Below are 23,694 nucleotides of genomic sequence, written 5' to 3'. Positions count from 1 at the left end.
TAATATAAAGTTAATTTTTATTTTCAATAATTTAAAAAGAATAAGGTGATTTTTATGAAAGGAAAATTAATTATTGTATCAGGACCATCTGGGTCAGGGAAATCAACGGTTACAAAATTGGTAAAAGACAAATTAAATATTCCACTTTCAATTTCTGCAACTACGAGAAAGCCTAGAAATGGAGAAATTGACGGAAAAGATTATTATTTTTTGACAAAAGAAGAATTTCAAAAAAAAATAAAAAATGATGAGTTTTATGAATTTGCAAATGTCCATGGAAATTATTACGGGACACTGAAAAAAACAGTGGAAGAAAATTTGGAAAAAGGACTTAATGTCATTTTGGAGATTGATGTGCAAGGTGCATTAATTGCAAAAGAAAAGAAAAAAGATGCGATTTTAGTCTTTTTTAAAACGGAAAATTTGGAAGTGCTGGAAAATAGATTGAGAAATAGGAAGACAGACAGCGACGAAGTTATAGAATTAAGGCTAAAAAACGCTAAAAAAGAACTTGAGTACGAAAAAAAATATGATTATGTAATTGTAAACAAAGAAATTGAGAAAGCATGCAATGATTTAATAAATATTATAAATTTATAAATATTGAAAGGAGAAAGTTTTTTTATAAAAACTTTTTAAAACAATGAAAAAAGAAAAAATAACGATAGATGAGCTATTAAAAAAAGTGCCGAATAAATATGAGTTGGCAATTATCGCAGGAAAAATTGCAAAGGCTGAATTTAAGAAAGATAAAGCGAAATTTGAAGTGATGGATGACGTTTTTTCTGACATCATGAATGACGAAGTTGAAGTTATTTATAATGACAACAAAAAAAAAGAAAATGAAGAAATTTAAAAAATTTTTTAATAAAGTATTGACTATTTAAAAAATCAAATTATACTTATAATGTAACATCTAAAATTATTAAAAGAATTCCCTTAGAAAAAAATAAAAGGGAGTGAACAAATATGTATGAAAAAAAGGAAATTCAAAAATTAATAGATAATTTAGATATTGTAGAGGTGATTTCAGAGTATGTAAATTTGAAAAAATCAGGTTCTGGTTATAAGGGTCTCTCTCCCTTTAAAGAAGAAAGAACGCCTTCTTTTTCAGTAAATCCGGTAAAAAATATATTTTTTGATTTCAGTTCAGGAGTTGGTGGAAATGTGATAAAATTTTATCAATTGATAAATGATGTAAGTTTTCCACAAGCGATAAAAGAATTGTCACAAAAATATAACATTCCGCTAAAAATTTCAAATTTTGGAAATAAATATGAAATTAATCAGGACAAATATAAAGAATATTATAAAATTTTAAGTGACGCTCACGAATTTTTTAAGAATTCCATAAAAAATGATGAGAAAGCATTGAAATATATGGAAGAGCGAGGTTTTTCACCGAAAGATATAAAAAAATTTGAAATAGGATTTTCTTTGAATGAAAGAGATGAGCTGTTTAAATATTTAATAAAGAAAAATTTTTCTGAAAAAAAAATATTGGAATTGGGTCTTGTAAAAAGGAATGAATCAGGAGCGGTATACGACACTTTCAGAAACAGAGTCATGTTTCCGATTTATAATCCACAAAATAAAATTGTTGGTTTTGGTGGAAGGATTATTGAAAAGGAGACAGATTTGCCTAAATATTTAAATTCAGCCGATTCAGTTGTCTTTAAAAAAGGTAAGGAGTTATTTGGTCTAAAAAATCGTGGGGAAGCGATTAAAAGAAAAGGCTTTGCCATATTAATGGAAGGTTACTTGGATGTATTGACGGTAAAAAGATATGGTTTTGAAACTGCGGTTGCAAGTCTTGGAACAGCTTTTACTGAAGAACAGGCAAGTTTGTTAAAAAGATATACAAAAAACATAATAATTGCTTATGATAACGATGAAGCTGGAAAAAATGCTATTATAAGAGCTGGATATATTTTAAAAAAGTTTGATTTTGAAATAAAATGTCTTAAAATAACCGAAAATGTAAAAGATCCAGATGAATTTTTGAGAAAATACGGCAAGAAAAAATTTGTAGAAACTTTAAAGAAATCGGTTGATTTTTATAATTTTTTATTTTTAGAGTTTACAAAAAATTTGAATATAGAAGAGATTACTTCAAAACGGATATTAGTTAAAAAATTTAAACCATTTTTTGAAACTTTTGAAAATGAGCTGGATAAAGAGCTGTATATTCAAAAATTATCACATGAGATTGGCATCGAAGAGAAGTATTTAAGACAGGAATTTGAGAGTGAAAAAAGTTATACGAAAAAGGACAAAAGTAATAATAATTATATAAAAAAAATAGTTTTGATTCAAAGGTACAATATAAAAAAGAAGAAAAAGATTTATATGATGATTTGGAAGAGCAGACGATTATGTATTGTATAAAATATTTTAAGTTGCAAAAAGAAAAAATTCAATTGCTTCTGAAAAAAAATTTGACGAATGAGTTTTATCACAATTTATTTTCAAAATTACAAGAAATAAATTTTGCAGTAGAAACTGTTTTGCAAATAAATGAAACTGAGCTTACAGAGGAACAAAAAGAAAAAACATTTGGCTTGAAATGCTTTGCAGACAAAGAAATTAAACTTGAAAAAGAAGAAAGTTATTTTAATGAATTATTTAAAAGTTGGCTGAGAAGAGAAATAAAAGATGCCCGAAAAGATATGACAAGAGCGGAAAAATTTACATTAAAAAGAGAAGTTGAAATTGAACTTGAAAGAGAATTTCATACATTTGAAGATTTAAAGAAAATATATAAGAAATTTGAAGAAATAAGGAGACCAGAATAATGTCTGAAAATAAAAATAAATTAAAAAACAGTCTCGCAAATTTTATAAAGGAAACAAGAAAGCAGAAAGTAGCTAGTTATGAAGAAATTAATGCCGCTTTACCAGCAAATTATCCACCTGAAAAAATTGAACAGCTGATAAAAAAATTAGCTGACGATGGTGTCCAAATAGTTGATACGCAAAAAGAAAAAAATGAGTTGCTCAAAGTTCCAAAAACCATGGAAGAAATAGAAAAAATGGAAATTTCTGATTTTGAGGATGGAAACGATGAGTTTGTAGAGAGTGAAATTGATGATACTGAAGTAGATAAGCTATTACAGGCAGATTTAATTAAAATGGCCGAAAGTATGGATGTGGATGAGCCAATTAAAATGTATTTACGCGAAATTGGTCAAATACCGCTTTTAAGTTATGAAGAAGAAATAGAATATGCGCAAAAAGTTTTAAATGGAGATGAGGAAGCAAAACAAAAATTAATAGAATCCAATTTGAGATTAGTTGTAAGTATAGCTAAAAAACATACTAATCGTGGTCTAAAAATGCTGGATTTAATTCAAGAAGGAAATATGGGGCTTATGAAAGCGGTAGAAAAATTTGAATATGAAAAAGGATTTAAATTTTCAACCTATGCGACTTGGTGGATAAGACAAGCTATAACAAGGGCAATTGCAGATCAAGGAAGAACAATAAGAATACCTGTTCATATGATAGAAACAATTAATAAAATAAAAAAAGAAAGCAGAATTATTTTGCAGGAAACTGGAAAAGAGCCGACTGCTGAGGAGCTGTCGAAAAAATTGGAATTACCGGTTGAAAAAGTGAAAAATATACTTGAAATGAATCAGGATCCCATTTCTTTGGAAACACCTGTGGGAAGTGAAGAAGATAGTGAATTAGGAGATTTTGTAGAAGATGATAAATTCGCAAATCCGTACGATGCAACTACAAGGGTGCTTTTAAAGGAACAGCTTGATGATGTATTGAAAACATTGAATGAAAGAGAAGAAAAAGTTCTTAGATACAGATATGGTCTTGATGATGGTTCACAAAAGACATTGGAAGAAGTTGGAAAAATATTTAATGTGACAAGGGAACGTATTAGACAGATTGAAGTGAAAGCACTGAGAAAACTAAGACACCCAAGTAGAAGAAAAAAATTAGAAGATTATAGGAGCTAGAAATCTGGATGGCTCCTTTCATTTTAAAATAGAGGTGGAAAATTGTTAAGTAATGTAATAGAAGATATAAGAAAAAAGGGTAAATTTAGTTTTGAAAAAATTGTTGAAAGTAACGATTTATCCGATGATGAATTTTTTGAGTTATTAAAATTTATTTATTCAGAGAATGTTCCAGAAGTGCGGACATCTGTTGATGGAAGCGACTTTATCGCCTTGGAAGATGAAAATTTCTATATTTTAGAAAAAAATACAATAAAATCTTATTTGGAAGATGTAAAAGAAAGAAATAGAGAGGTTTTTGAAAAAATTAAAGAAAAGAAAAATTTTAAAACTGACGAGTTAATTGACAGATATTTGAAAGTTGCAGTAAAAGAGAGTCTTAATTATTCAAAATTTGGATTTTCATTTTTGGATATAGTTCAAGAAGCGACTTTAGGGCTGATTTCAGGGTTAAATTATTATTATAGAATAATGAAGCATTTTAAAAGTCCAGAATTTTTTTTGAAAAATTTTTCAATAAAATATATTTTGGAATTTCAGAAAAAATTGCTAAAAAATATAAAATCAATGGAATTGTCATATATTTTATACTTAAAATTAAAATTGGACAAAGCTGATGGTTACAGCCTTGAAGAAATTAGTAAGCAGATGAGTGTAAATCCAGAATATTTGGAAGACTTGGAAAAATTGTTTGATAAAGTAAAAGATGAAAAATCTATCGAAAGTGAAAAAATATTTGAAAAAGCTGATAAAATAACAAAAACATATATTTTAGAAAATATTCCCAAAAAATTGGGATATATTGATGAACAGATTTTAGTGATGTTTTACGGATTGGATGATAAAATTTATTCTGAAAAGGAAATAGCCAAAAATTTGAACATAGCGTATCACAATGTGAATATTTTGAAGGAAAAAGCGCTTAATAAGCTATCTATAGATATGTTGCAAAGTGATTTTGTAAAAAATAGTGAAAATTTGAATTTTTTAGTTAATTAGGAAGTTGATTGAAAAAAATAAATTAAAATTAAACAAAAAAATTAAAAAATAAAAAATAAATAAAAGAAAGGAGAAAAGCACAAAAAAAATGAAATTAAGAGATATAATAGGAGAATTAAAGACAAAATATAATCCCAGAATGGCAGAAGATTGGGATAATGTAGGGCTTTTAATTGGAGATGAAAATAAAGAAATAAAAAAAATATTATTTTGCTTGGATGTGACTGAAAATGCGATTGAAAAAGCAATAAAAAATGATGTAAATTTAATAATTTCACACCATCCAGTTATTTTTTCTGGAATGAAAAGAATTAACAATGAGACATTGCACGGAAGAAAAGTTCTAAAACTTATTGAAAGTGGGATAGCTGTTTATTCAATTCATACAAATGCTGATTTTGCAATAAATGGATTAAATGACTTTGTGATGGAAAAGTTAAATTTAGATGGAGAAACAAAAATCTTGAATGAAGTCAGTTTTGAGGATTACAATGAAGTTAAGCATTGTATGGAACGACATTATGGCGGAACTGTGAGAATAAAAATTTTGAATGAAGGAATCACTTTGGAAAATTTGGTAAAAAAAATTAAATATGAACTTGGGTTGCCTTATGTGAGATTTGTTGGAGATAAAAACCGAATTATCAAAAGAATTGGTCTTGTGACAGGTGGTGGAAGTTCCTTTACTGGTCATGCAAAAGGAAGTGTCGACGTGTTTTTAACAGGGGATTTGAGATATCATGAAGCGCTTGATACGCTTGAAGAAGGTGGACTTCTAGTTGATATAGGTCATTTGGAAAGTGAATATTTATTTGCGGACTTAATGGAAAGGGAAGTTTCAAAGTTTTTTGATGGTGAAATGATAAAACACTACGAAAATCAAATTTTTCAATTGGGATAAAAAAATAAAAAAAGAGTTTTGGGCAATAAAATGCTTAATTTCTCTTTTTTTTTATTTTATTTTTTTATATATCTATGATAAATTGTATCTACAATAACAGCAATTGCATTATCTCCAGATACATTTGCCGCAGTTCCAAAACTATCTTGAGTTATGTATAGTGCAATAAGCATTGTTCCTAATGAACCTGTCGACACAATTCCGACCATTCCTAAAAATGGCAGTGCTGACATTATTGCCCCACCTGGTGCTCCTGGTGCTGCTACCATTGCGATCCCCAAAGTCATTATAAATGGAAACATGGTTGACAAGCTATGAGGCATATTATTTATCATTAAGACAGCTGTAACACAGCTTGTTATCGTAATAATACTTCCAGCCATATGGATTGTCGCACAAAGTGGTACGACAAAATCCCTTATCTCTTCAGAAACTCCGTTATTTTTAGCACATTCCACGTTTACAGGGATTGTAGCTGCAGAAGACTGAGTTCCAAGTGCAGTTATATATCCTGGAATTTGATGTTTTAACAACTGAAGTGGATTTTTCTTTCCAATTGCGCCAGAAATTATAAATAAAATTATTAAATATATAATATGTAAAGTCAAAACACACAAAAATACCTTTATGAATACTGACATTATCGTAAATACATCACCGCTGTGAGCCATATTTGCAAATGTTCCAAAAATATAAAAAGGTAAGACTGGAATGATTGAAGTCGATAAAACTTTTACAATAATAATAGAAAAATCTGAAAATAAATTATAAATTGTTTCACCGTAATCATTTTTCTGAGATTTTAACCAGCTTATTGAAAGACCCATTATGAATGAAAAGACTACTGCTGAAGTTACATCTAGTAAAGGTGGTAAATTTATTTCAAAAAAAGGCTTTAACATTCCTTTTTCTGGATCCCCTATTTTTGCTAGAGTATTTCCATCTATTATATGTGGAAAAACAGTTGAAGCCATTATATAGGCCAGTGTACCTGCTAAAATCGTTGAACCATACGCTATAACAGTTGTTATTCCTAGAAGTTTTCCCGCTCCTTGTGTTAAATCAGCAATTCCTGTTACTATAAATCCAATAATCATAAGTGGTATAATAAATGCCAAATATTTACTGAACAGTCCTGAAAAAGTTACAGCAATTCTAATAATCGGTCCTGGTAAAATAAATCCAGCACAAATCCCCAGCATAATTGCTATGAGTAGTCGTGAAACCAGACCTATTTTAAATCTTTTCATAAAATTTTCTCCTTTCATTAAAAAAAATAACTATAATTGTATTATATCATAAATTTAAGTTTTTTATAAATTAATTTTTAGAAATACTTTTAATTTATTTTTGGTTACAAAGCGTTATTCTGTTCAATATTATTTTCATATTTTTTCCATAAGGGAAAAGGACCGCCATTTCTACTTAGTGAACTACTCCCGCTTTTAGAAGCGGGAGCTTCTTGGGAAGTATCTGCTTTTGTTAGCCAAATATATTTACCAAGCTCTTCGGACAGTCCCTGCCCTGTTTTTTTATTTCCTAATATTTCAACATTTCTTTTCCAACATCTCTTATATTCAGTGCCGCATTGTAATCTCTATCAATTTCAATTCCACAGCACTCACATTTATAACTTCTTTCTGATAATTTCAGTTCCTCTTTAACATTTCCACATCTACTACAAGTTTTCGACGATGGAAACCACTTATCTATCTTCAAAAATTGTTTCCCTGAAAATATCAGTTTATACTCAAGCATCCTCAAGAATATTCCCCATCCATTATCTCCTACACTTTTCCCAAAATTTAATGCCTGACTCATCCCCTTCATATTCAAATCCTCAACAACCACAGCATTATACGCTTCAGACAATTTTTTTGATAATTTATGTAAAAAATCTCTCCGACAATTTTTAATATACTCATGTAGTTTTGATATTTTCGATCTTTGCTTATACCAATTTTTAGAAAATTTTACTTTTCTTGATAATGATTTTTGTAATTTTTTCAATTTTTTCTCCAACATCCTAAAATATCTTGGATAATCAGCCCTTTGGTTTTCAGAACTGATAAATAGTTCAGACATCGAAAAATCAAGTCCAATCACTTTATCATTACTTGGATTTTTTTGAATTTCTTTTTCAAATTCTGTCAAAACAGAAACATAATAATTTCCATTGCTATTTGTCAATGTTACTGACTTTATCTTGTAATCCTTTGGTATTTCTCTATGATATTTCAATTTTACTTTTTTCAATTTTGGCAAAACCAAATATTTGTTTTCTTCAATTCGTATCGAATTGTTCACACAATTTGTCGTGTAACTTTTAACATTATTCTTTTTAGATTTGAATCTTGGAAACTTTGCTCTCTTTTGAAAGAAATTCATAAACGATCGTTTTACATTTAATTGAGCATTTGCAAGTGCCAAGCTGTCTACTTCTTTCAAAAATTGATTTTCATTCTTCAAACTGGCAGGCGTAATTATTTTATTTTTTCCCGTTTCTTCATAAAATTTATTTGCAGCATACAAAATCGTATTGTAAACAAAACGAACACATCCAAAAGTCTTGTTTATCAACAATTCCTGCTCCTTATTTGGATAAATTCTGTATCTGAATGCTAAATTATATTTCATAAAATTACACCTCCTTTTGATTTTGAATATTATTTTTAATTATTTCTTTAGAAATTTATCATTAGTGATTTCTCTTCGATATTTTATACAAAAATTGTATCATAGACATATCCTTTTTTCAATTTTTTTACAAAAAAAGCAATTCATCTCCCACTTGTAGAAAGCCTACGACTTCTTGCTATCTTTTTGTTAAAAAAAAATAAAAAGATTAAACTAAAAACAAAATATAAAATAAACAAATTAATCAGTGGATTTGCTTGATAATTATTTATAAAAAAATAAAATTAATAAAAAAAATTTTTTGATTAATTGTGAAATATGGTAAAATAATGGTATAAAAGTTTTTAAAAATTAGGAGAAAAAAATGAAATTAGTTTATTTAGATAATGCGGCTACGACAAAAATGTCAAAAAGAGTGATTGAAGAGATGACAGAATCGTTTGAAGAAATTTATGGGAATCCATCTTCAACACATACTTTGGGGCAAAAGGCAAAAGCTGTAGTTGAAAATGCAAGACATATTGTGGCAAAAAATTTAAAAGTTGAAGCAAAAGAAATAGTTTTTACTTCTGGTGGTGCGGAAGGGAACAATCTTGTCATAAAAGGATTTTTAAAACAGAATAAGGATAAAGGAAAACACATTATAACAACCAAAATCGAACATTCGACTGTGCTAAAAACTTTTGAAAGTCTTGAAAAGCAAGGGTATGACGTAACTTACATAGACGTTACAAAAGATGGAATAATTGATGTTGAAAAGTTAAAAAAAGCAGTTAGAAAAGATACCGCTCTTGTGTCGGTTATGTTTGTAAATAATGAAACTGGAGTTATTCAGCCAATAAAGGAAATTGGTGAGTTCTTAAAAGAAAAAGAAATTTTTTTTCACACGGATGCTGTTCAAGCAATTGGAAAATTTGAAATTTATCCAAAAGAGTTGAGAATAGATGCTTTGACTGTGTCATCGCATAAATTTTATGGGCCTAAAGGAACTGGATTTGTGTTTATCGACAAAAAATATAATATTGAAAAAGAAATTTTTGGAGGAAGTCAAGAGAGAAACAGAAGAGCGGGGACTGAAAATGTGAATGGAATTTTGGGAACCGGCGTTGCACTTGAGGAAGTTTATGAAAAAATGGAAGTGATTTTTGAACACGAAAAAAAGATTCAAGAATATTTGGAGGAAAAATTGAAAAATGAAATTGGAAGAATTCAGAAAGTGGAAATAAATGGAGAAAATTCAAGAAGAGTGAAAAATATTACAAATGTCTTTATAGAAAATACGGATATTCAAATGCTTTTAGTAGCTCTTGATATGAGGGGAATTTGTGTGAGCGGAGGTTCAGCCTGTATGTCTGGTTCGCTTGAAAATTCGTACGTTTTAGAAGCTATGGGATTAAATGATGAAAGATTGAAAAGTTCGTTTAGAATCAGTATTGGAAAAGATACGACAATTGAAGAAATTGATTATTTTATTGAAAATTTGAAAGAGATAATATAAAAATTTGTGAAGGAGTGAAAAGTAAAAATGGACAAAATTAAGGCAATATTTTTGGATTTGGATGGGACAACACTAACAAGTGAGCATACAATTTCTGAAAATTTAAAAAATAAATTGAATGAATTAGAAAAAAAAGGAGTTAAAATTTTTATTGCGACAGGTCGTACATTTACTTCAGCAAGTCCTTTTATCGAAATGCTTAAAATAAAAAATCCCGTGATTACTTATAACGGTGGAAGAATCGTGGATCCTACAACAAAAAAAATGATTTATGAAAAACCGTTAGATGCGAATGCTGTGGAAAAGATAATAAAAATTGCAAGAGAAAAAAATATTCACTTGAATTTGTACACAGATGATAAATTGTACATTGAAAAAGAGACAGATGAAGGGAAAGCGTATGCTGAAAGTGTTGGAATTCCGTATTATGTGGAAAATTTTGACAATTTTTTTGAAAAAACTTCGACAAAAGCGCTTTTTATCAATGAAAATGAGGTTTTAAAAAAATTGAAAAAAGAATTGGAAGAAAAGTTGCCAGATGTTACATTTGTGTTTTCAAAATTAAAGTATTTGGAAGCGCTAAATAAAGAAGTGAATAAAGGGTTAACTGTTAAAGTTATGCTTGAAAAATATAATATTTTGCCGCAGGAGGCAATGGCTTTTGGAGATCAGTGGAATGACTTGGAGATGTTAAAATCGGTAAAATATGGGTATCTTATGGGAAATGCGACTGAAGACTTAAAAAAGGAATTTTCTTCTGACAGAATAACTTTGTCCAATGACGAAGATGGAATTTATGAAATTCTAAAAAATTTATAAAGTAGGGGAAATTGATGGAAAGTAAATTTGTACATTTAAAGTTGCACACCGAGTATTCTTTGCTGGAAGGCGTTGGAAAAATAGACGAGTATGTGAAAAAAGCAAGTGAACTTGGGATGACTTCCCTTGCAATAACGGATGTCAATATGTTTGGTGCAATAGAATTTTTTAAAAAATGTAAAAATGCTAAGATTGAGCCAATTATTGGACTTGAAATCTTTTTAGACGGAATGGAAAATTTTGGAGAATATTCTTTAACTTTACTTGCCAAAAATAAAAATGGTTATAAAAATTTGTGTAAGTTATCTTCGATTTCGTTTGAAAAGTTTTCACGGAAAAGAAATAAAGTAAAATATGAAGATTTGAAAAAGTATTCACAAGATTTGTATATTTTGTCAAGCGGGTTGAATGGAGAAATTACAAATTGCATTTTGGAGCAAAAAAATGAAATTGCACGAAAAATAATGAGAAAATTTTCTTTTGATTTTGGCGAAAATTTTTTTTTGGAAATTCCAGCATCAAAAAAACTTGAGAAAGTGAAAAAGCTGCTCATTGAAACGGTGAAAAGAGAAAACATAAGTAATTTTGTTGTAACGAATGACATTTATTATTTGAATGAAGAAGATAAAATTTTGCAAAAAATAGTGGAACTGATAAAAGATGGAGAAAAGTCAGATTCAGAAAAGATTGTAAATAGTGAGGAAATTAAAAATAATGACTTCTATTTTAAAAATTATATTGAAATGAAAAACTCTTTTAAAAACGAAACTGAGATTTTTGAAAAGGCAATAAAAAATATTCAAAAAATTGTTCAAAATTGTGAAGTTGATTTTGAATTTCATAAATTTAAATTTCCTAGATATGAATTGCCCAAAAATATTTCTGAAAAAGGATTTTTACGAAAACTTGTCTATAACGGAATTGTAAAAAGATATTCAACTGTAACTTTTGAAGTGGAAAATGAAGAAGATATAAAAGAAGTTATTAAAAAATTTTCAAGCGCCAAATTTAAAAATGAAAAAAGTTTGGATGGGAAAAGTATAATAAAAAGAGCGGAATACGAGCTTAAAATTATTGATAAAATGGGTTATAATGGTTATTTTATCATAGTTTGGGATTTTATAAAATTTTCTAGAGAAAATGGAATCTATGTTGGACCTGGACGTGGTTCTGCTGCGGGAAGCATAGTTTCGTATGCTTTAAATATCACAGATATTGATCCACTTGAATATAATTTGATTTTTGAGAGATTTTTGAATCCTGAAAGAATTTCTATGCCTGATATTGACATAGATTTTGATCAGGAGCAAAGGGAGCAAGTTATAGATTATGTCTATAAAAAGTATGGAAGTGAGCATGTCGCTCATATCATAACTTTTGGAACATTAAAATCAAGACTTGTAATTAGAGATGTGGGAAGAGTTTTGAATGTGAAAATTTCAAAAATTGATAAAATTGCGAAAATGATACCGTTTAGTATGGATTTGAGTGAAGCAAAAGAAAATGTGGCAGAATTGAAAATGATGTATGAAACCGACAGGGAAACAAGGGAAATAATTGATTATTCCTTAAAGCTGGAAGGGCAGGTTAGACACACTTCTATTCATGCAGCAGGAATTGTCATTTCAAAAGATGTTTTGACTGATGAAATACCAACTTATTCCGATGGAAAGACAAAAGTTGTGGCAACTCAGTATCAGATGAAAGAGCTGGAAGAACTAGGAATTTTGAAGATGGATTTTTTAGGCTTAAAAAACTTGACAATTTTGCGAAAAACTGTTGAAAATGTGGAAGAGAGCAAAAAATATAATGAGATTTTTTTTGAAGAATCAAAAAATAAAGTATTTCTTGATAAAATCCCATTAGATGACAAAAAAACTTATGAGATTCTTTCAAATGCTGATACAATGGGAGTTTTTCAGTGCGAGTCGGTCGGTATCAGAAGCCTTATGAAAAAAATGAAAATTGAGAGTTTTAGCGATATTGTGGCGCTTCTTGCGCTTTATAGACCAGGGCCTCTTGGAAGTGGAATGGTAGATGACTTTATTTCTCAAAAAAATTCAAAAAATGAAATAAAATATATTGACGGTTCTCTAAAAGATATTTTGGTGGAAAGTTACGGAATGATTTTGTATCAGGAGCAGGTTATGAAAATTTTAAGTGAACTTGCGGGTTATACGCTTGGGGAAGCTGATGAAGTGAGAAGAGCGATAAGTAAAAAAAATCTTGAATTAATTCAGAAAAACCGTGAAAAATTTGTAAAAAATACTTTAAAAAAAGGCGTTTTACAGAGTGAAAATCCACAAAAAAAAGCAAATGAAATCTATGACTTAATCGAAAAATTTGGTGGTTACGGATTTAACAAGTCACATTCGGCGGCATATTCATTAATCGTTTACTGGACAGCTTTTTTTAAGGCAAATTATCCTTTGGAATTTTTTGCTGCAATAATGTCAGTAGAAGTTTCAAATTTAGATAGATTTCAAATTTTTGTAAATGAAGCTAAGAAAAAAGATATAGATTTACTTTTGCCTGATGTAAATATTTGTAATAAAGATTTTGAAGTTGTGAAAGAAAAAATACGCAGAAAAGAAAATGAGAAATATGGAAGTATTCGCTTTGGATTTTGCGGAATAAAAGGAATAGGAGAAAAGTTGCTTCAAAGTTTGAGTGAAGAGGCAAAAAATAGGAACTTTAGTTCTTATGAAGATTTTGCTCAGCGAATGAAAGATAATGAAATGACGGCAAAACAACTCGAAATTTTGATATTTTCAGGGGCATTAGACAAATTCGGGAAAAGTCGGAGTAAAATGCTTGATTTGATTGAAAATCTAGAATTGCTTGATGAAGAAACACAAGTAAGTAAAATATTTCAAGAAAGTTTAGAAGATAAAAATAAAAAAAATTCTGATTTAAAAAATTTGAAAGATGTAAAAACGAAAAGTAAAAAAATTTTACAAACAGAACTTTTGGAAAATGAAAAAAAATATCTGGGGATTTATGTTTCAAAACACCCGCTGGATTTGAAAAAAGTTTTGATAGATATGGTTTTTCACAATAGAATTAAAAATATTTCCAAAAAAAAATTAAAAAATGTAAGAATTATTGGAATGATAAAGCATTTGAGTGTTTTTAATACAAAAAAAGGCGAAAAAATGGCAAAATTTGAATTGGAAGATTTTGATGGAAATATTGAAATTATATGTTTTCCGAATAAATATGTAAATTTTGAAAATGAGATTAAAGAAAACGAAATTGTTATTTTGGAAGGAAATGTGAATTTTGAAAATGAAAAATATAATATTTTTTTAGAAAATATTTGTAAATTGGAAAATTTGGAAAAAAGAAAGGATTTGAAATTATTTATTAAAATTGATGAAGATACGATAAAAAAATCTCAAGAAATTAAAAAATTAATTTTGAAATATCGAGGGGAAAATAAATTTATTCAAGTTTTGGAAAAAGGTGGAAAAAGTGAGTTTAAAACTTCTAAATACACTATAAATTTGTCTTTAAATTTTTTGCGCAGATTGGTGAAATTAACAGGATTTGAAAAAATAAAGATAAGATAATGATCTTTCTTGAAACCTTAAAAATATTGTAAAATATAATATTGTATGTTATAATAAATTATCAAAATTAAGCGATTAATACAAAATAAAAAAATTTAAATTTTTAAAAATGATAGTTTTAAAATGAGGAGAAATGATGGAATTAAAAGATATTCAAGAATTGATGAAAGTTATGAAAAAAGAAGAGTTGGAAGAGCTTAAAATTAGATATGGAAAAATGAAATTAACATTGATTAATTCTTGTGATGCCAGTCAAAAAATAAATGTGTCCCATCCTGTAAAAGTTATGAAAAAAGAAGAAAAGGTAAAAAAAGAAGAAATTATTAAGTCAGATAATGTTGGGAAGATAAAATTATTAAATGTAAATAGTGGAAAAGAAGTTAAAAAAGGTGAAATATTAGCTAAAATTTACACAATGGGAATTGAAAATGAAGTAAGAGCCACAGTTGACGGAGTGATAAAAGAAGTTTTGGTCTCTGATGGAATCGCCGTTGATTTTTCAAAAGAATTATTTAAAATCGAAATAAAATAAATTAAAAAAGTTAATATTTAGGAGGAATCAATGTTTAAAAAAATATTAATAGCAAATAGAGGGGAAATCGCTGTGAGGATTATAAGAGCAGCAAGAGAATTGGGAATTGCGACAGTTGCTGTATATTCAGAAGCGGATAAGGATTCCCTGCATGTAAAACTTGCAGATGAGGCAATTTGTATTGGAAAGCCAAGTGCTGCTGATTCTTATTTAAAAATACCAAATATCATTTCAGCGGCACAAATTACAGATAGTGAGGCAATTCATCCAGGATATGGATTCTTATCAGAAAATCAAAGATTTGCTGAAATTTGTGAAAAAAATGGTATTGTGTTTATTGGCCCTAAACCTGAACTTATTAGCATGATGGGAGATAAAGCGACTGCAAGAGAAACTGCAAGTAAACATAAAGTTCCAATGACAAAAGGTTCGGACGGAATTGTCCCAAGTGTTGAAGAAGCTAAAGAAATTGCAGAATGGATAACTTATCCTGTCATGATAAAAGCAACTGCCGGTGGCGGTGGAAAAGGTATGAGAATTGCTCATAATGAACAAGAATTAGTTGAAAACTATGTCGTTGCGCAAAATGAAGCCAAAGCAAATTTTGGAAATCCAGATGTTTATATTGAAAAATATGTTGAAGAACCAAGACATGTTGAAATTCAAGTGATTGGAGATAAATATGGAAATGTCGTTCATTTAGGAGAAAGAGATTGCTCTATTCAAAGAAGACATCAAAAATTGATAGAGGAAAGCCCATCAGCTGGAATTGACGCAAAGACTCGTGAAAAAATGGGAAAATTTGCAGTAAAATTAGCTAAAGGGATAGGTTATGACAGTGTTGGAACATTGGAATTTCTGGTTGACAAAGAAATGAATTTTTATTTTATGGAAATGAATACGAGAATTCAAGTGGAACATACAATAAGTGAAGAAATTACAGGAGTTGATTTAGTAAAAGAGCAAATAAGAGTGGCAGCGGGAGAAAAATTGAGTTTTACTCAAAAAGATATAAACATACATGGACATGTAATTGAGTGCAGAATAAATGCTGAAGATTCAGAAAATGGATTTTTGCCGTCGTCTGGTATTTTGGAAAAATATATTCCGTCTGGTGGAATTGGAGTGAGAGTGGATTCACACTCGTACCAAAATTATGAAATACCGCCTTATTACGATTCGATGATAGCTAAGTTAATAGTCAAAGGAAAAAATCGTGAAGAAGCGATTGTAAGAATGGAAAGAGCATTAAAGGAATTTATAATCGAAGGAATTGACACAACAATTCCTTTTCATCAAAAAGTTTTTAAAAACAAGGCATTTAGAGAAGGAAAATTTTATACAAACTTTATTGAAACTTATTTTAGCGAAGTTTTGGAAAAATAAAAAAAATTATTAAAATAAAGATGAAAAAAATAAAAAATTGTGGTATAATTTTATTAATAAAAACAAGATTTCCTGTTTTTTAAAAATGGGAAAAACTGTTTAAAAAAATTAAATATTTAATTTTAAAATTTAGGAGGAATCAAAATGAACGAATTAGGAAATGTAAATATATCACAGGAAGTTGTTGCAACAATTGCAGAATTAGTAGTTTCAGAAATTGAAGGAGTAAGCAGTTTAGTTGGAGGAAAATCAAAAAATGAAATAATTAAATTTTTCCAAAGCGTATCTGCTGGAGGAAAAGGAATTGATGTAGAAGTTGGTGAAACTGAATGTACAATCGACTTGTATATTGTAGCTAAAATGGGTTACCAATTACCAGCCCTTGCTGGAGAAATTCAGACAAAAGTGGTAAAAGCAATCACAGAAACAACTGGATTAAAAGTTCAAGAAGTGAATGTATACATTCAAAAAATTGTTGAAGATGATAAAAAAAATGAAGTAGCAGTGGCAGAACAAACAGAGGAATAGGTGTGGATAAATGACAGCTATATTAGGATTTTTAGCAAAATTATCAGTGATATTGGGATTTATTGGAATTGCTTTTTCTAGTATTTCAGATATTTTATTCAAAACAACATATTTAGATCAGTTGGATAGTGCGGTTGATTTGAGTAATTTTAATGTTAAGATTTTAGTTGGAGTAGTTGCAGTAATTTATTTAGTTTTATTTTTACTTTCATATATCAACAAACTTACTAAATATTCTCAAAATAAAAAAGTGAGAAGTAAAAGTGGCGAAATTGAAGTATCAATTAAAACAATAAATGAAACGACAAAAGAGTTTTTAAAAACAAAAGAAATTATAAAAAACTCAAAAGTGAAATCATATTCAAAAGGAAAAGCGGTTATTATTGAAGCGAGTGTGGATACATATAATGTAGAAAATTTGAATGACAAGCTCTCAGAGATTCAAAATGAATTAACCGAATATGTTTTTCATTCAACTGGAATTACAGTAAAAAAAAGTAAAATAAAATTAAGAAAAGTTTTAAGTGAAACAATAACAGAAAGAAAAGCTATGGATTTTTCTGAAAAAGATTCTGAAACAAAAAAATCTGAAAGTACAGATAAAAATCAAGAAAAAGAAATTGAAAAAGAGAAAAATTTTTAAAAAAAAGAAAAAACAGAGTAACTTAAAAAAATAAAATTGCAAGAATAATTGGAAATATTATCTAAGAAATAATATAAGAACCGCAAGAACAATGAGGATAGCTTGGTAAATTTACTGAGAACCACAGGATTTTTTCTATGGTAGTTCGAGTATTTTGAAGATTTTAGGAAGGGAAATTTTGATGACAAGAAGAAAAATTAGAGAAGAAATTTTTAAGCTTCTTTTTGAACATGAATTAATTGATAACGATATTCAAAAAAGAATTGAGGAAGTTGTCGAAGAAGAAAAAATTACAAAAGAAGACCAGATTAATTTTTTAAAAAGTTATGTAACTGAAATTATTGAAAATGAAGAAATTTTAGTAGAAAAAATAAAAAATACACTTGACGGTTGGACTTATGAAAGACTGGGAACAATAGAAAAGGTATTATTAAAAATCTCTTTTTATGAAATCCTTATAAAAAAAGTAGGATTTGAAATTGCAATAAACGAAGTTTTGGAACTTGCAAAAAAATATTCTTACAATGACACAAAGGATTTTCTGAATGGAATTCTTGCAAAATTAGTAAAAAATATGAAATAGGAATAAAAATAAAAAAACTTCTATATGCTTTTTTAGTATGTAGAAGTTTTTGTATATAAAAACAAATATTAAAATAAAAAACTTAAAAGATTTTAGAAAGAGGAAAAATGAAAAAAATAGGAATTGTTGTAGGGAAATTTTTTCCGCTTCACATAGGACATGTGAATTTAATTCAAAGGGCAAGTGGAATAGTGGAAAAATTATATGTAGTAGTTTCATATTCGACTGATGGAGACGACCTTATTACTTCAAATTCTAGGTTTGTGAAAGAAATAACACCAAAGGACAGACTTCGTTTTGTCAAACAGACATTTAAAAATCAGCCTAATATAGTTTCTTTTTTGTTTAACGAAGACGATTGCCCGCCATATCCAGACGGCTGGGAAAAGTGGTCAAAATTATTGAAAGATGAAATTGAAAAAAGAGAAAATAGAGAAAATAAAGAGAGTAAAAAAAATAAAAAAAATTTAGATTGGGAAAATAATGTGATTTTCATAAGTAATCACAAGGATGATAAAAAATATTATTTAAAGTATTTTGGCTCACAGACGAAATCAATTGATGAAAATTACAATGAATATAATGTAAATTCTCACGAAATCAGAGAAAATCCAAGCAAATATTGGAATTATTTACCTAGAGAAGTAAGAGAACATTTAATCCCCATTATAACTATATGTGGCGGTGAGAGCAGCGGAAAAAGTATCATGATAGACAAACTTGCCAATGTGTTTAACACAAGTTCTGCTTGGGAATATGGGCGTGAATATGTCTTTGAAAAATTAGGCGGAGATGAAGATGCCTTGCAATATTCGGATTATGAAAAGATAGTTTTTGGACATCAGTCAAATGTCTTGTATGCAGCAAGAAATGCAAATAAATTTGCACTGATAGATACGGATTACATCACAACTTTGGCGTTTTGTCTGACGTATGAAGAAAGAGATAATCCGATTGTCAGAGAGTTTGTGCAAAATTATAGATTTGATCTTACAATACTTTTGGAAAATAATGTAAAATGGGTAAATGATGGGCTTCGTTCGATTGGAGACGACGACAGAAGAGAAAAATTTCAAAAACTATTAAAAAAATTGTATAAAGAATATAATATTTCGTATGTGACTGTGAAATCAAATAGCTATGAAAACAGATATTTGGCTTGTAAGCATATTATAAAGGCATATTTGAATGGAGAAGAAAATTTGCAGGAAATTGCAGATAGCTATGAGTAATTTTTTGATGTTAAAATAAAAATTTTCGCATTTGGCAAGTTGCAAAATATATCAATATATGATATAATGAATTACTATAAAAATTTAGAAAGTTTTTTTAATATGATAAAAACTAAAAAATTTAAAAGTGGCAAATTTGTCAAAATAAAAAGATTTTTTAGCAAATTATCTATAAATGAAATGATAAAAATATGGAAAGGAGTCGATAAATAATGGCAGTACCTAAGAAAAGAACTTCCAAAGCTAAAAGAAATATGAGAAGAGCACATGATGCAATCACAGCTCCAAATATTGTGGTAGAAGCTGACGGAACAGTGAGAAGACCTCACAGATTAAATTTAGAAACAGGAGTATACAGAGGTAGACAAGTGTTGAAAACTGATGAAACTACAACAGAAGCTGAATAATTACAGGAGTTTAAAAACTCCTATTTTTTTAAATAAAATTATTGATTTACATTGACGAAAGTTAGTGTTTTTTTATTAAAAAAATTTTTTTATTTTTAATAAAAAATATGGTAAAATATAAATGATAAAAAATAAAATTTATTTTAGGAGGAAAATCAGATGAAAAAAATTATGAGAGGTGTACTGTTATTCGGTATGCTTGGAGGAATGATTTTAGCTTGCGGAAATAAGAGTAATAATTCTAACAATTCTACTAATTCCCAAGCTACAAAAAATGAAAAAGTTTACAAAATAGGAGTGTCGCAGATTGTTGATCACCCAGCATTAAATGCAGCAAAACAAGGATTTAAGGATGCACTTGCCAAAGCAGGGATAAAAGCGGATTATGATGACAAAATTGCAAATAACGAAATGAGTAATCAAACTTTAATAATGCAGCAATTTTCATCAGACAAAAAAGATTTAGTTTATGCTATAACTACGCCAACAGCTCAGGCGGCAAAAAATCAGGTGGATAAAAATATCCCTGTTGTGTTTGCTTCTGTGACAGATCCAAAGAGTGCAGGATTAGTAGGAATATCAAATGTTACTGGAACAAGTGGAGCAGCTCCAGTGGAAGAAAATTTGAAATTGATGAAAGAATTATTTCCAAAAGCTAAAAATATAGGAATAATTTATAATTCATCTGAACAAAATTCTGTTTCTGAAGTAAATAATTTGAAAAGATTGGCACCAAAATATGGATTTAATGTAGTTGATAAATCTGTAACTAATGGAACCGAGCTTGTGTCAGCGGCCAATCTTGTGGTAAAACAAGCGGATTTATTGTATGCGATTCAAGATAATACAGTTGCTTCATATATTTCAGCAATATTGGATATTTTTAACAGAGAGAAAAAACCAATTTTTGGGACAAATAATATTTATTCAAATGCAGGAGGATTTATTTCACAAGGGACGACTGATTATGACATAGGTTACCGTTCTGGAGAAATAGCCGCTCAAATATTGAAAGATGGGAAAAAGCCAAATGAAATTCCGATTGAAAATGTAAAAGATTTAAAAATCGAAGTAAATAAACAAAATATGGAATTATTGGGAATAAAAATTCCTGAGAGCATTTCAAAAAATGTGAAATTTGTAGAAACAAAAAAATAAACGAAAAAACAGATAGAAAAATAAATAGTCGAAAAAATAAAAATGAATATAAAAAAATTAGAAAAAATAATAAAAGTAAAAATAAAACAAAAAAAAGGAGTGAAAAAAATTTATGAAAAAAAATTTTTTTAAAATATATTTGTTGATTGGAATTTTAGCAGTTTTAACGATTAGCTGTAATAAAGAATCTGATCCAGCAAATGTGGAAAAACCTGAAGAAAATATTTCACAATCTCAGTCAAGTGATGCAAATAGCAACAGCACATCTGATGCTACAAATAAACAACAGCAATCACAACAAACTCAAGCTTTAGATACAACAAATCCAACTAAGACAGCATTGCAGCCGCAAAATGATCAAGATGGAAATACAGATCAAACTCAAAATCAAGTTCAAAATGGGGTACAACAATCTCCAAATCCTCAAGCGAAAAATAGTCCGACATTAAAACATGTAGATGGTGTTTTAGGACACCAATTTTCACTCGACGACAGAGTGGTCACTTTTGAAAGACAGGGAACACAGTATAGAGTGGTTTACACAGTTGAAGGTGAAAATGGGACAAGTGTAGAAAAGAAAAATTTGTCATTTAATCAAAAAAGTGATAGTTTATCAGATGGAACTTACACCTATAAAGTAAAAAATAATAAATTGGGATTATACGGAAATGGCGGAAAACAGTTGATTTTTGTATTACAATAAATAAAAAAACTGTCTTATTTATGAAAGTAAGGCAGTTTTTATTTTATTTTTATTTACTCACTTTGGTTTCAATCATTTTCTCAACTAAATTTCTCCCATGATCTCCAACTCTTGTGAAGTGAGAAATGACATCTATGTAGTAAAGTCCAGCTTTTACATCGCATTCCTGTTTACTTACTCTTTTTATGTGAGCTTTTCTTACTTCTTTTTCTTTTCTATATAATTTATTGTGCAAATCAATCACAGAAAAAGCTTTTTCATTGTCATTTTCTTTTAGTGCGTCAATCGCTGTTTCAATTAATTTTACAGTAATTTCAAGAAGTTTACTCACTTCGTTATGTGCCACATCAGAAAAAACCAATTCTTTTTTTATTTCATATTGAACATCTTTAACTATTCCGAAAGCGTGGTCGCCGATTCTTTCAACGTCACGGCACATATCAAGGTAAATGCTGATTTCTTCTCCTTCTTTTTCAGTGAAAGTTCCCTGTGATAACATTGTTAAATATTTTGTGATTTCCTGATCCATGCTATTTATGTTATCTTCAGAAAGTTCAACATTTTTAGCTAATTTTTCATTGTGTGAATGAAAGAACTCAACAGATTCTTTTAAGTTCTCAAGAGCCATTGAAATCATAATTAATATTTCTTGTTTTACTTGTCCAATTGCAATAGAAGGTGCATTTAATAAAGCCATATCCAAATATTTTGGCTTAAATTCTTCCGCTTTGTCTTCATCTTTGTCTTTTATTACTTTAACAACTATATATTCCAAAACTCTAATAAACGGAAATAAAAGTATTGTTGTAATTATATTAAAGGAAGCATGAGCAAATGCAATTGTAACTTTGGGGTTCAAATAGAAAATTTGCTGCATTTTAGTCACATACATTGTAAAAGGGATTAAAACAATCATAAATATTACAGTACCAATCATATTGAATAAGGTATGAGATAATGCGAGTCTTTTTGCTGATGTGTTAGCCCCTATTGAAGCTAAAATAGCTGTTATTGTAGTTCCAATATTATCTCCAAAAAGAACTGGAAGTAAAGATTTTAGTGGCATAAGCCCTTCTTGATAAATATTTTGGATAATACTTATTGTGGCACTTGACGCCTGTACAGCCATAGTCATCCCAGTTCCCAAAAGAACTCCTAGAATAGGATTTTTTCCCAAGCTTGTGGTTAAAGTTTTAAAAGCGGGAAGGTATCTAAGTGGAGCCATCGCATTTGACATCAAGCTTAGTGCAAAAAATATTCCTCCAAATCCAAATAAAATTCTCCCGGCGTTATTCATGGTCTGATTTTTAAAGAAAAAAAGACATAGCGAACCTACAAATATAATTGGAAGTGCATAATGTGATATATTAAATCCTATAATAAATGTTGTAATTGTTGTACCAATATTAGCTCCCATTACAATTCCTATAGCTTGACGAAGTGTCAGTAATCCCGCTCCGACAAGTCCTATTGTAATTACTGTCGTTCCTGAACTGGATTGAATAAGAGCTGTTATTAAAATCCCAACTAAGACTCCTAAAAAAGGTGAAGTTGTATATTTATCCAAGATATATCGAAGTTTATCTCCAGCTGCCATTTGAAGTCCATCTCCCATATATTTCATATAAAATAGAAATAATCCAAGTCCACCTAAAAATCCGAATATCATCTGTTGGTAGTTAATCGACGCAGCATTCATTAATTTCATTCCTTTCTAAAAATATTTTTTATATGAATAATAAATATTTATTCAATAGTATTTATACCATATTTTTAAAAATTTTCCTATAGAATTTTAATAAAATTTATATTAAATTATTCAATCATTTTATTGATATATCTAAGACAGCAATTATAAATTTCTGTAAAATTATTATTATTTAGTTTTAATATAACTATTTTTTTATTATTTTTTTTTAAAATTTTTTTTAAATTTTTATCAAATTCTTTTATTTTATCAGTTTTTTCCTCGCTTTCAAGATAAAAAATCAACTCAAAATCTTCATTTTTTATAAAATTATTGATTATTTCATTTTCTTTACTTTTAAATTCCATTAGATTAGCCTGAAGTGAACAAAATTCCGTATCAATAAACACTAATTTGTTGGAACTTTTTACAGAAT

23 protein-coding genes are annotated in these 23,694 nt (G+C 28.6%); 19 read left to right on the top strand and 4 right to left on the bottom strand.

The features are described 5' to 3' along the window. Positions 1-54: 54 nt before the first annotated feature. The 7 genes from gmk to BCB68_RS00525 all read left to right on the top strand — a co-directional run bounded on the left by gmk (position 55) and on the right by BCB68_RS00525 (position 5,873). Positions 55-600: a guanylate kinase gene (gene gmk / locus BCB68_RS00550; RefSeq protein ID WP_094079060.1), complete on the top strand. Its 546-nt coding sequence runs from the start codon at positions 55-57 to the stop codon at positions 598-600. A 43-nt stretch (positions 601-643) separates the two neighbouring features. Then, positions 644-856: a DNA-directed RNA polymerase subunit omega gene (gene rpoZ, locus BCB68_RS00545; RefSeq protein WP_094079059.1), complete on the top strand. Its 213-nt coding sequence runs from the start codon at positions 644-646 to the stop codon at positions 854-856. A 113-nt stretch (positions 857-969) separates the two neighbouring features. Beyond that, a complete protein-coding gene (gene dnaG / locus BCB68_RS00540) occupies positions 970-2,388 on the top strand; it encodes a DNA primase (RefSeq protein WP_237048651.1) in 1,419 nt (472 codons plus the stop codon). Beyond that, entirely contained in the window at positions 2,376-2,795 is a 420-nt protein-coding gene (locus BCB68_RS10750) for a hypothetical protein (RefSeq protein WP_237048650.1), read from the top strand. Before dnaG ends, BCB68_RS10750 begins: the two co-directional genes overlap by 13 nt. Further along, positions 2,795-3,973: an RNA polymerase sigma factor RpoD gene (rpoD, locus tag BCB68_RS00535; RefSeq protein ID WP_094079058.1), complete on the top strand. Its 1,179-nt coding sequence runs from the start codon at positions 2,795-2,797 to the stop codon at positions 3,971-3,973. Before BCB68_RS10750 ends, rpoD begins: the two co-directional genes overlap by 1 nt. Before the next feature lie 42 nt (positions 3,974-4,015). Further along, the gene (locus BCB68_RS00530) at positions 4,016-4,972 is read left to right on the top strand and encodes an RNA polymerase subunit sigma (RefSeq protein ID WP_094079057.1); all 957 of its coding nucleotides are present in this window, start codon (positions 4,016-4,018) and stop codon (positions 4,970-4,972) included. 88 nt (positions 4,973-5,060) lie between these two features. Further along, positions 5,061-5,873 (top strand): Nif3-like dinuclear metal center hexameric protein, encoded by an 813-nt coding sequence (locus tag BCB68_RS00525; protein WP_094079056.1) that lies wholly within the window; start codon positions 5,061-5,063, stop codon positions 5,871-5,873. 56 nt (positions 5,874-5,929) lie between these two features. Here the strand turns inward: BCB68_RS00525 and BCB68_RS00520 are convergent, their stop codons facing one another. Together BCB68_RS00520 and BCB68_RS00515 are read right to left on the bottom strand one after the other, a co-directional pair. Beyond that, complete coding sequence (locus tag BCB68_RS00520; protein WP_094079055.1) at positions 5,930-7,123, bottom strand: dicarboxylate/amino acid:cation symporter; 1,194 nt, start codon at positions 7,121-7,123, stop codon at positions 5,930-5,932. A 289-nt stretch (positions 7,124-7,412) separates the two neighbouring features. Further along, a complete protein-coding gene (locus BCB68_RS00515) occupies positions 7,413-8,510 on the bottom strand; it encodes an RNA-guided endonuclease TnpB family protein (RefSeq protein ID WP_094079054.1) in 1,098 nt (365 codons plus the stop codon). Positions 8,511-8,874: 364 nt separating this feature from the next. Here BCB68_RS00515 and BCB68_RS00510 point away from each other — a divergent pair, with 364 nt between their 5' ends. The 12 genes from BCB68_RS00510 to BCB68_RS00455 all read left to right on the top strand — a co-directional run bounded on the left by BCB68_RS00510 (position 8,875) and on the right by BCB68_RS00455 (position 21,571). After that, positions 8,875-10,008, top strand: coding sequence for a cysteine desulfurase family protein (locus BCB68_RS00510; RefSeq protein WP_094079053.1), 1,134 nt, complete (start codon positions 8,875-8,877; stop codon positions 10,006-10,008). 27 nt (positions 10,009-10,035) lie between these two features. Then, positions 10,036-10,827, top strand: a complete 792-nt coding sequence (locus BCB68_RS00505; protein WP_094079052.1) for a Cof-type HAD-IIB family hydrolase — start codon at positions 10,036-10,038, stop codon at positions 10,825-10,827. A gap of 14 nt (positions 10,828-10,841) precedes the next feature. Then, the gene (dnaE, locus tag BCB68_RS00500; RefSeq protein WP_094079051.1) at positions 10,842-14,399 is read left to right on the top strand and encodes a DNA polymerase III subunit alpha; all 3,558 of its coding nucleotides are present in this window, start codon (positions 10,842-10,844) and stop codon (positions 14,397-14,399) included. Between the two features lie 136 nt (positions 14,400-14,535). Further along, complete coding sequence (locus tag BCB68_RS00495; protein ID WP_094079050.1) at positions 14,536-14,931, top strand: biotin/lipoyl-containing protein; 396 nt, start codon at positions 14,536-14,538, stop codon at positions 14,929-14,931. Between the two features lie 30 nt (positions 14,932-14,961). After that, positions 14,962-16,317: an acetyl-CoA carboxylase biotin carboxylase subunit gene (gene accC, locus BCB68_RS00490; protein WP_094079049.1), complete on the top strand. Its 1,356-nt coding sequence runs from the start codon at positions 14,962-14,964 to the stop codon at positions 16,315-16,317. A 144-nt stretch (positions 16,318-16,461) separates the two neighbouring features. Next, positions 16,462-16,845, top strand: coding sequence for an Asp23/Gls24 family envelope stress response protein (locus tag BCB68_RS00485; protein ID WP_094079048.1), 384 nt, complete (start codon positions 16,462-16,464; stop codon positions 16,843-16,845). 10 nt (positions 16,846-16,855) lie between these two features. Continuing rightward, the gene (gene amaP, locus BCB68_RS00480) at positions 16,856-17,488 is read left to right on the top strand and encodes an alkaline shock response membrane anchor protein AmaP (protein WP_094079047.1); all 633 of its coding nucleotides are present in this window, start codon (positions 16,856-16,858) and stop codon (positions 17,486-17,488) included. A 181-nt stretch (positions 17,489-17,669) separates the two neighbouring features. Continuing rightward, entirely contained in the window at positions 17,670-18,071 is a 402-nt protein-coding gene (nusB, locus tag BCB68_RS00475; protein ID WP_094079046.1) for a transcription antitermination factor NusB, read from the top strand. A 107-nt stretch (positions 18,072-18,178) separates the two neighbouring features. Next, positions 18,179-19,303 (top strand): multifunctional transcriptional regulator/nicotinamide-nucleotide adenylyltransferase/ribosylnicotinamide kinase NadR, encoded by a 1,125-nt coding sequence (gene nadR / locus BCB68_RS00470; protein ID WP_094079045.1) that lies wholly within the window; start codon positions 18,179-18,181, stop codon positions 19,301-19,303. 212 nt (positions 19,304-19,515) lie between these two features. Next, the gene (gene rpmF / locus BCB68_RS00465; RefSeq protein ID WP_094079044.1) at positions 19,516-19,710 is read left to right on the top strand and encodes a 50S ribosomal protein L32; all 195 of its coding nucleotides are present in this window, start codon (positions 19,516-19,518) and stop codon (positions 19,708-19,710) included. Positions 19,711-19,869: 159 nt separating this feature from the next. Next, complete coding sequence (locus tag BCB68_RS00460) at positions 19,870-20,868, top strand: ABC transporter substrate-binding protein (protein ID WP_094079043.1); 999 nt, start codon at positions 19,870-19,872, stop codon at positions 20,866-20,868. A 112-nt stretch (positions 20,869-20,980) separates the two neighbouring features. Then, a complete protein-coding gene (locus tag BCB68_RS00455) occupies positions 20,981-21,571 on the top strand; it encodes a hypothetical protein (RefSeq protein WP_094079042.1) in 591 nt (196 codons plus the stop codon). A gap of 49 nt (positions 21,572-21,620) precedes the next feature. On the opposite strand, the gene BCB68_RS00450 is transcribed toward BCB68_RS00455, so the two are convergent. After that, entirely contained in the window at positions 21,621-23,279 is a 1,659-nt protein-coding gene (locus tag BCB68_RS00450) for a Na/Pi cotransporter family protein (RefSeq protein ID WP_237048649.1), read from the bottom strand. A 107-nt stretch (positions 23,280-23,386) separates the two neighbouring features. Beyond that, positions 23,387-23,626: a hypothetical protein gene (locus BCB68_RS10745; protein ID WP_237048648.1), complete on the bottom strand. Its 240-nt coding sequence runs from the start codon at positions 23,624-23,626 to the stop codon at positions 23,387-23,389. Positions 23,627-23,694 lie beyond the last annotated feature (68 nt).

Source organism: Leptotrichia sp. oral taxon 498 (assembly GCF_002240055.1).
Taxonomy (GTDB): domain Bacteria; phylum Fusobacteriota; class Fusobacteriia; order Fusobacteriales; family Leptotrichiaceae; genus Leptotrichia; species Leptotrichia rugosa.
The sequence above is the reverse complement of the archived record's forward strand: the minus strand, read 5'-3'. Positions and strand labels throughout refer to the sequence as shown.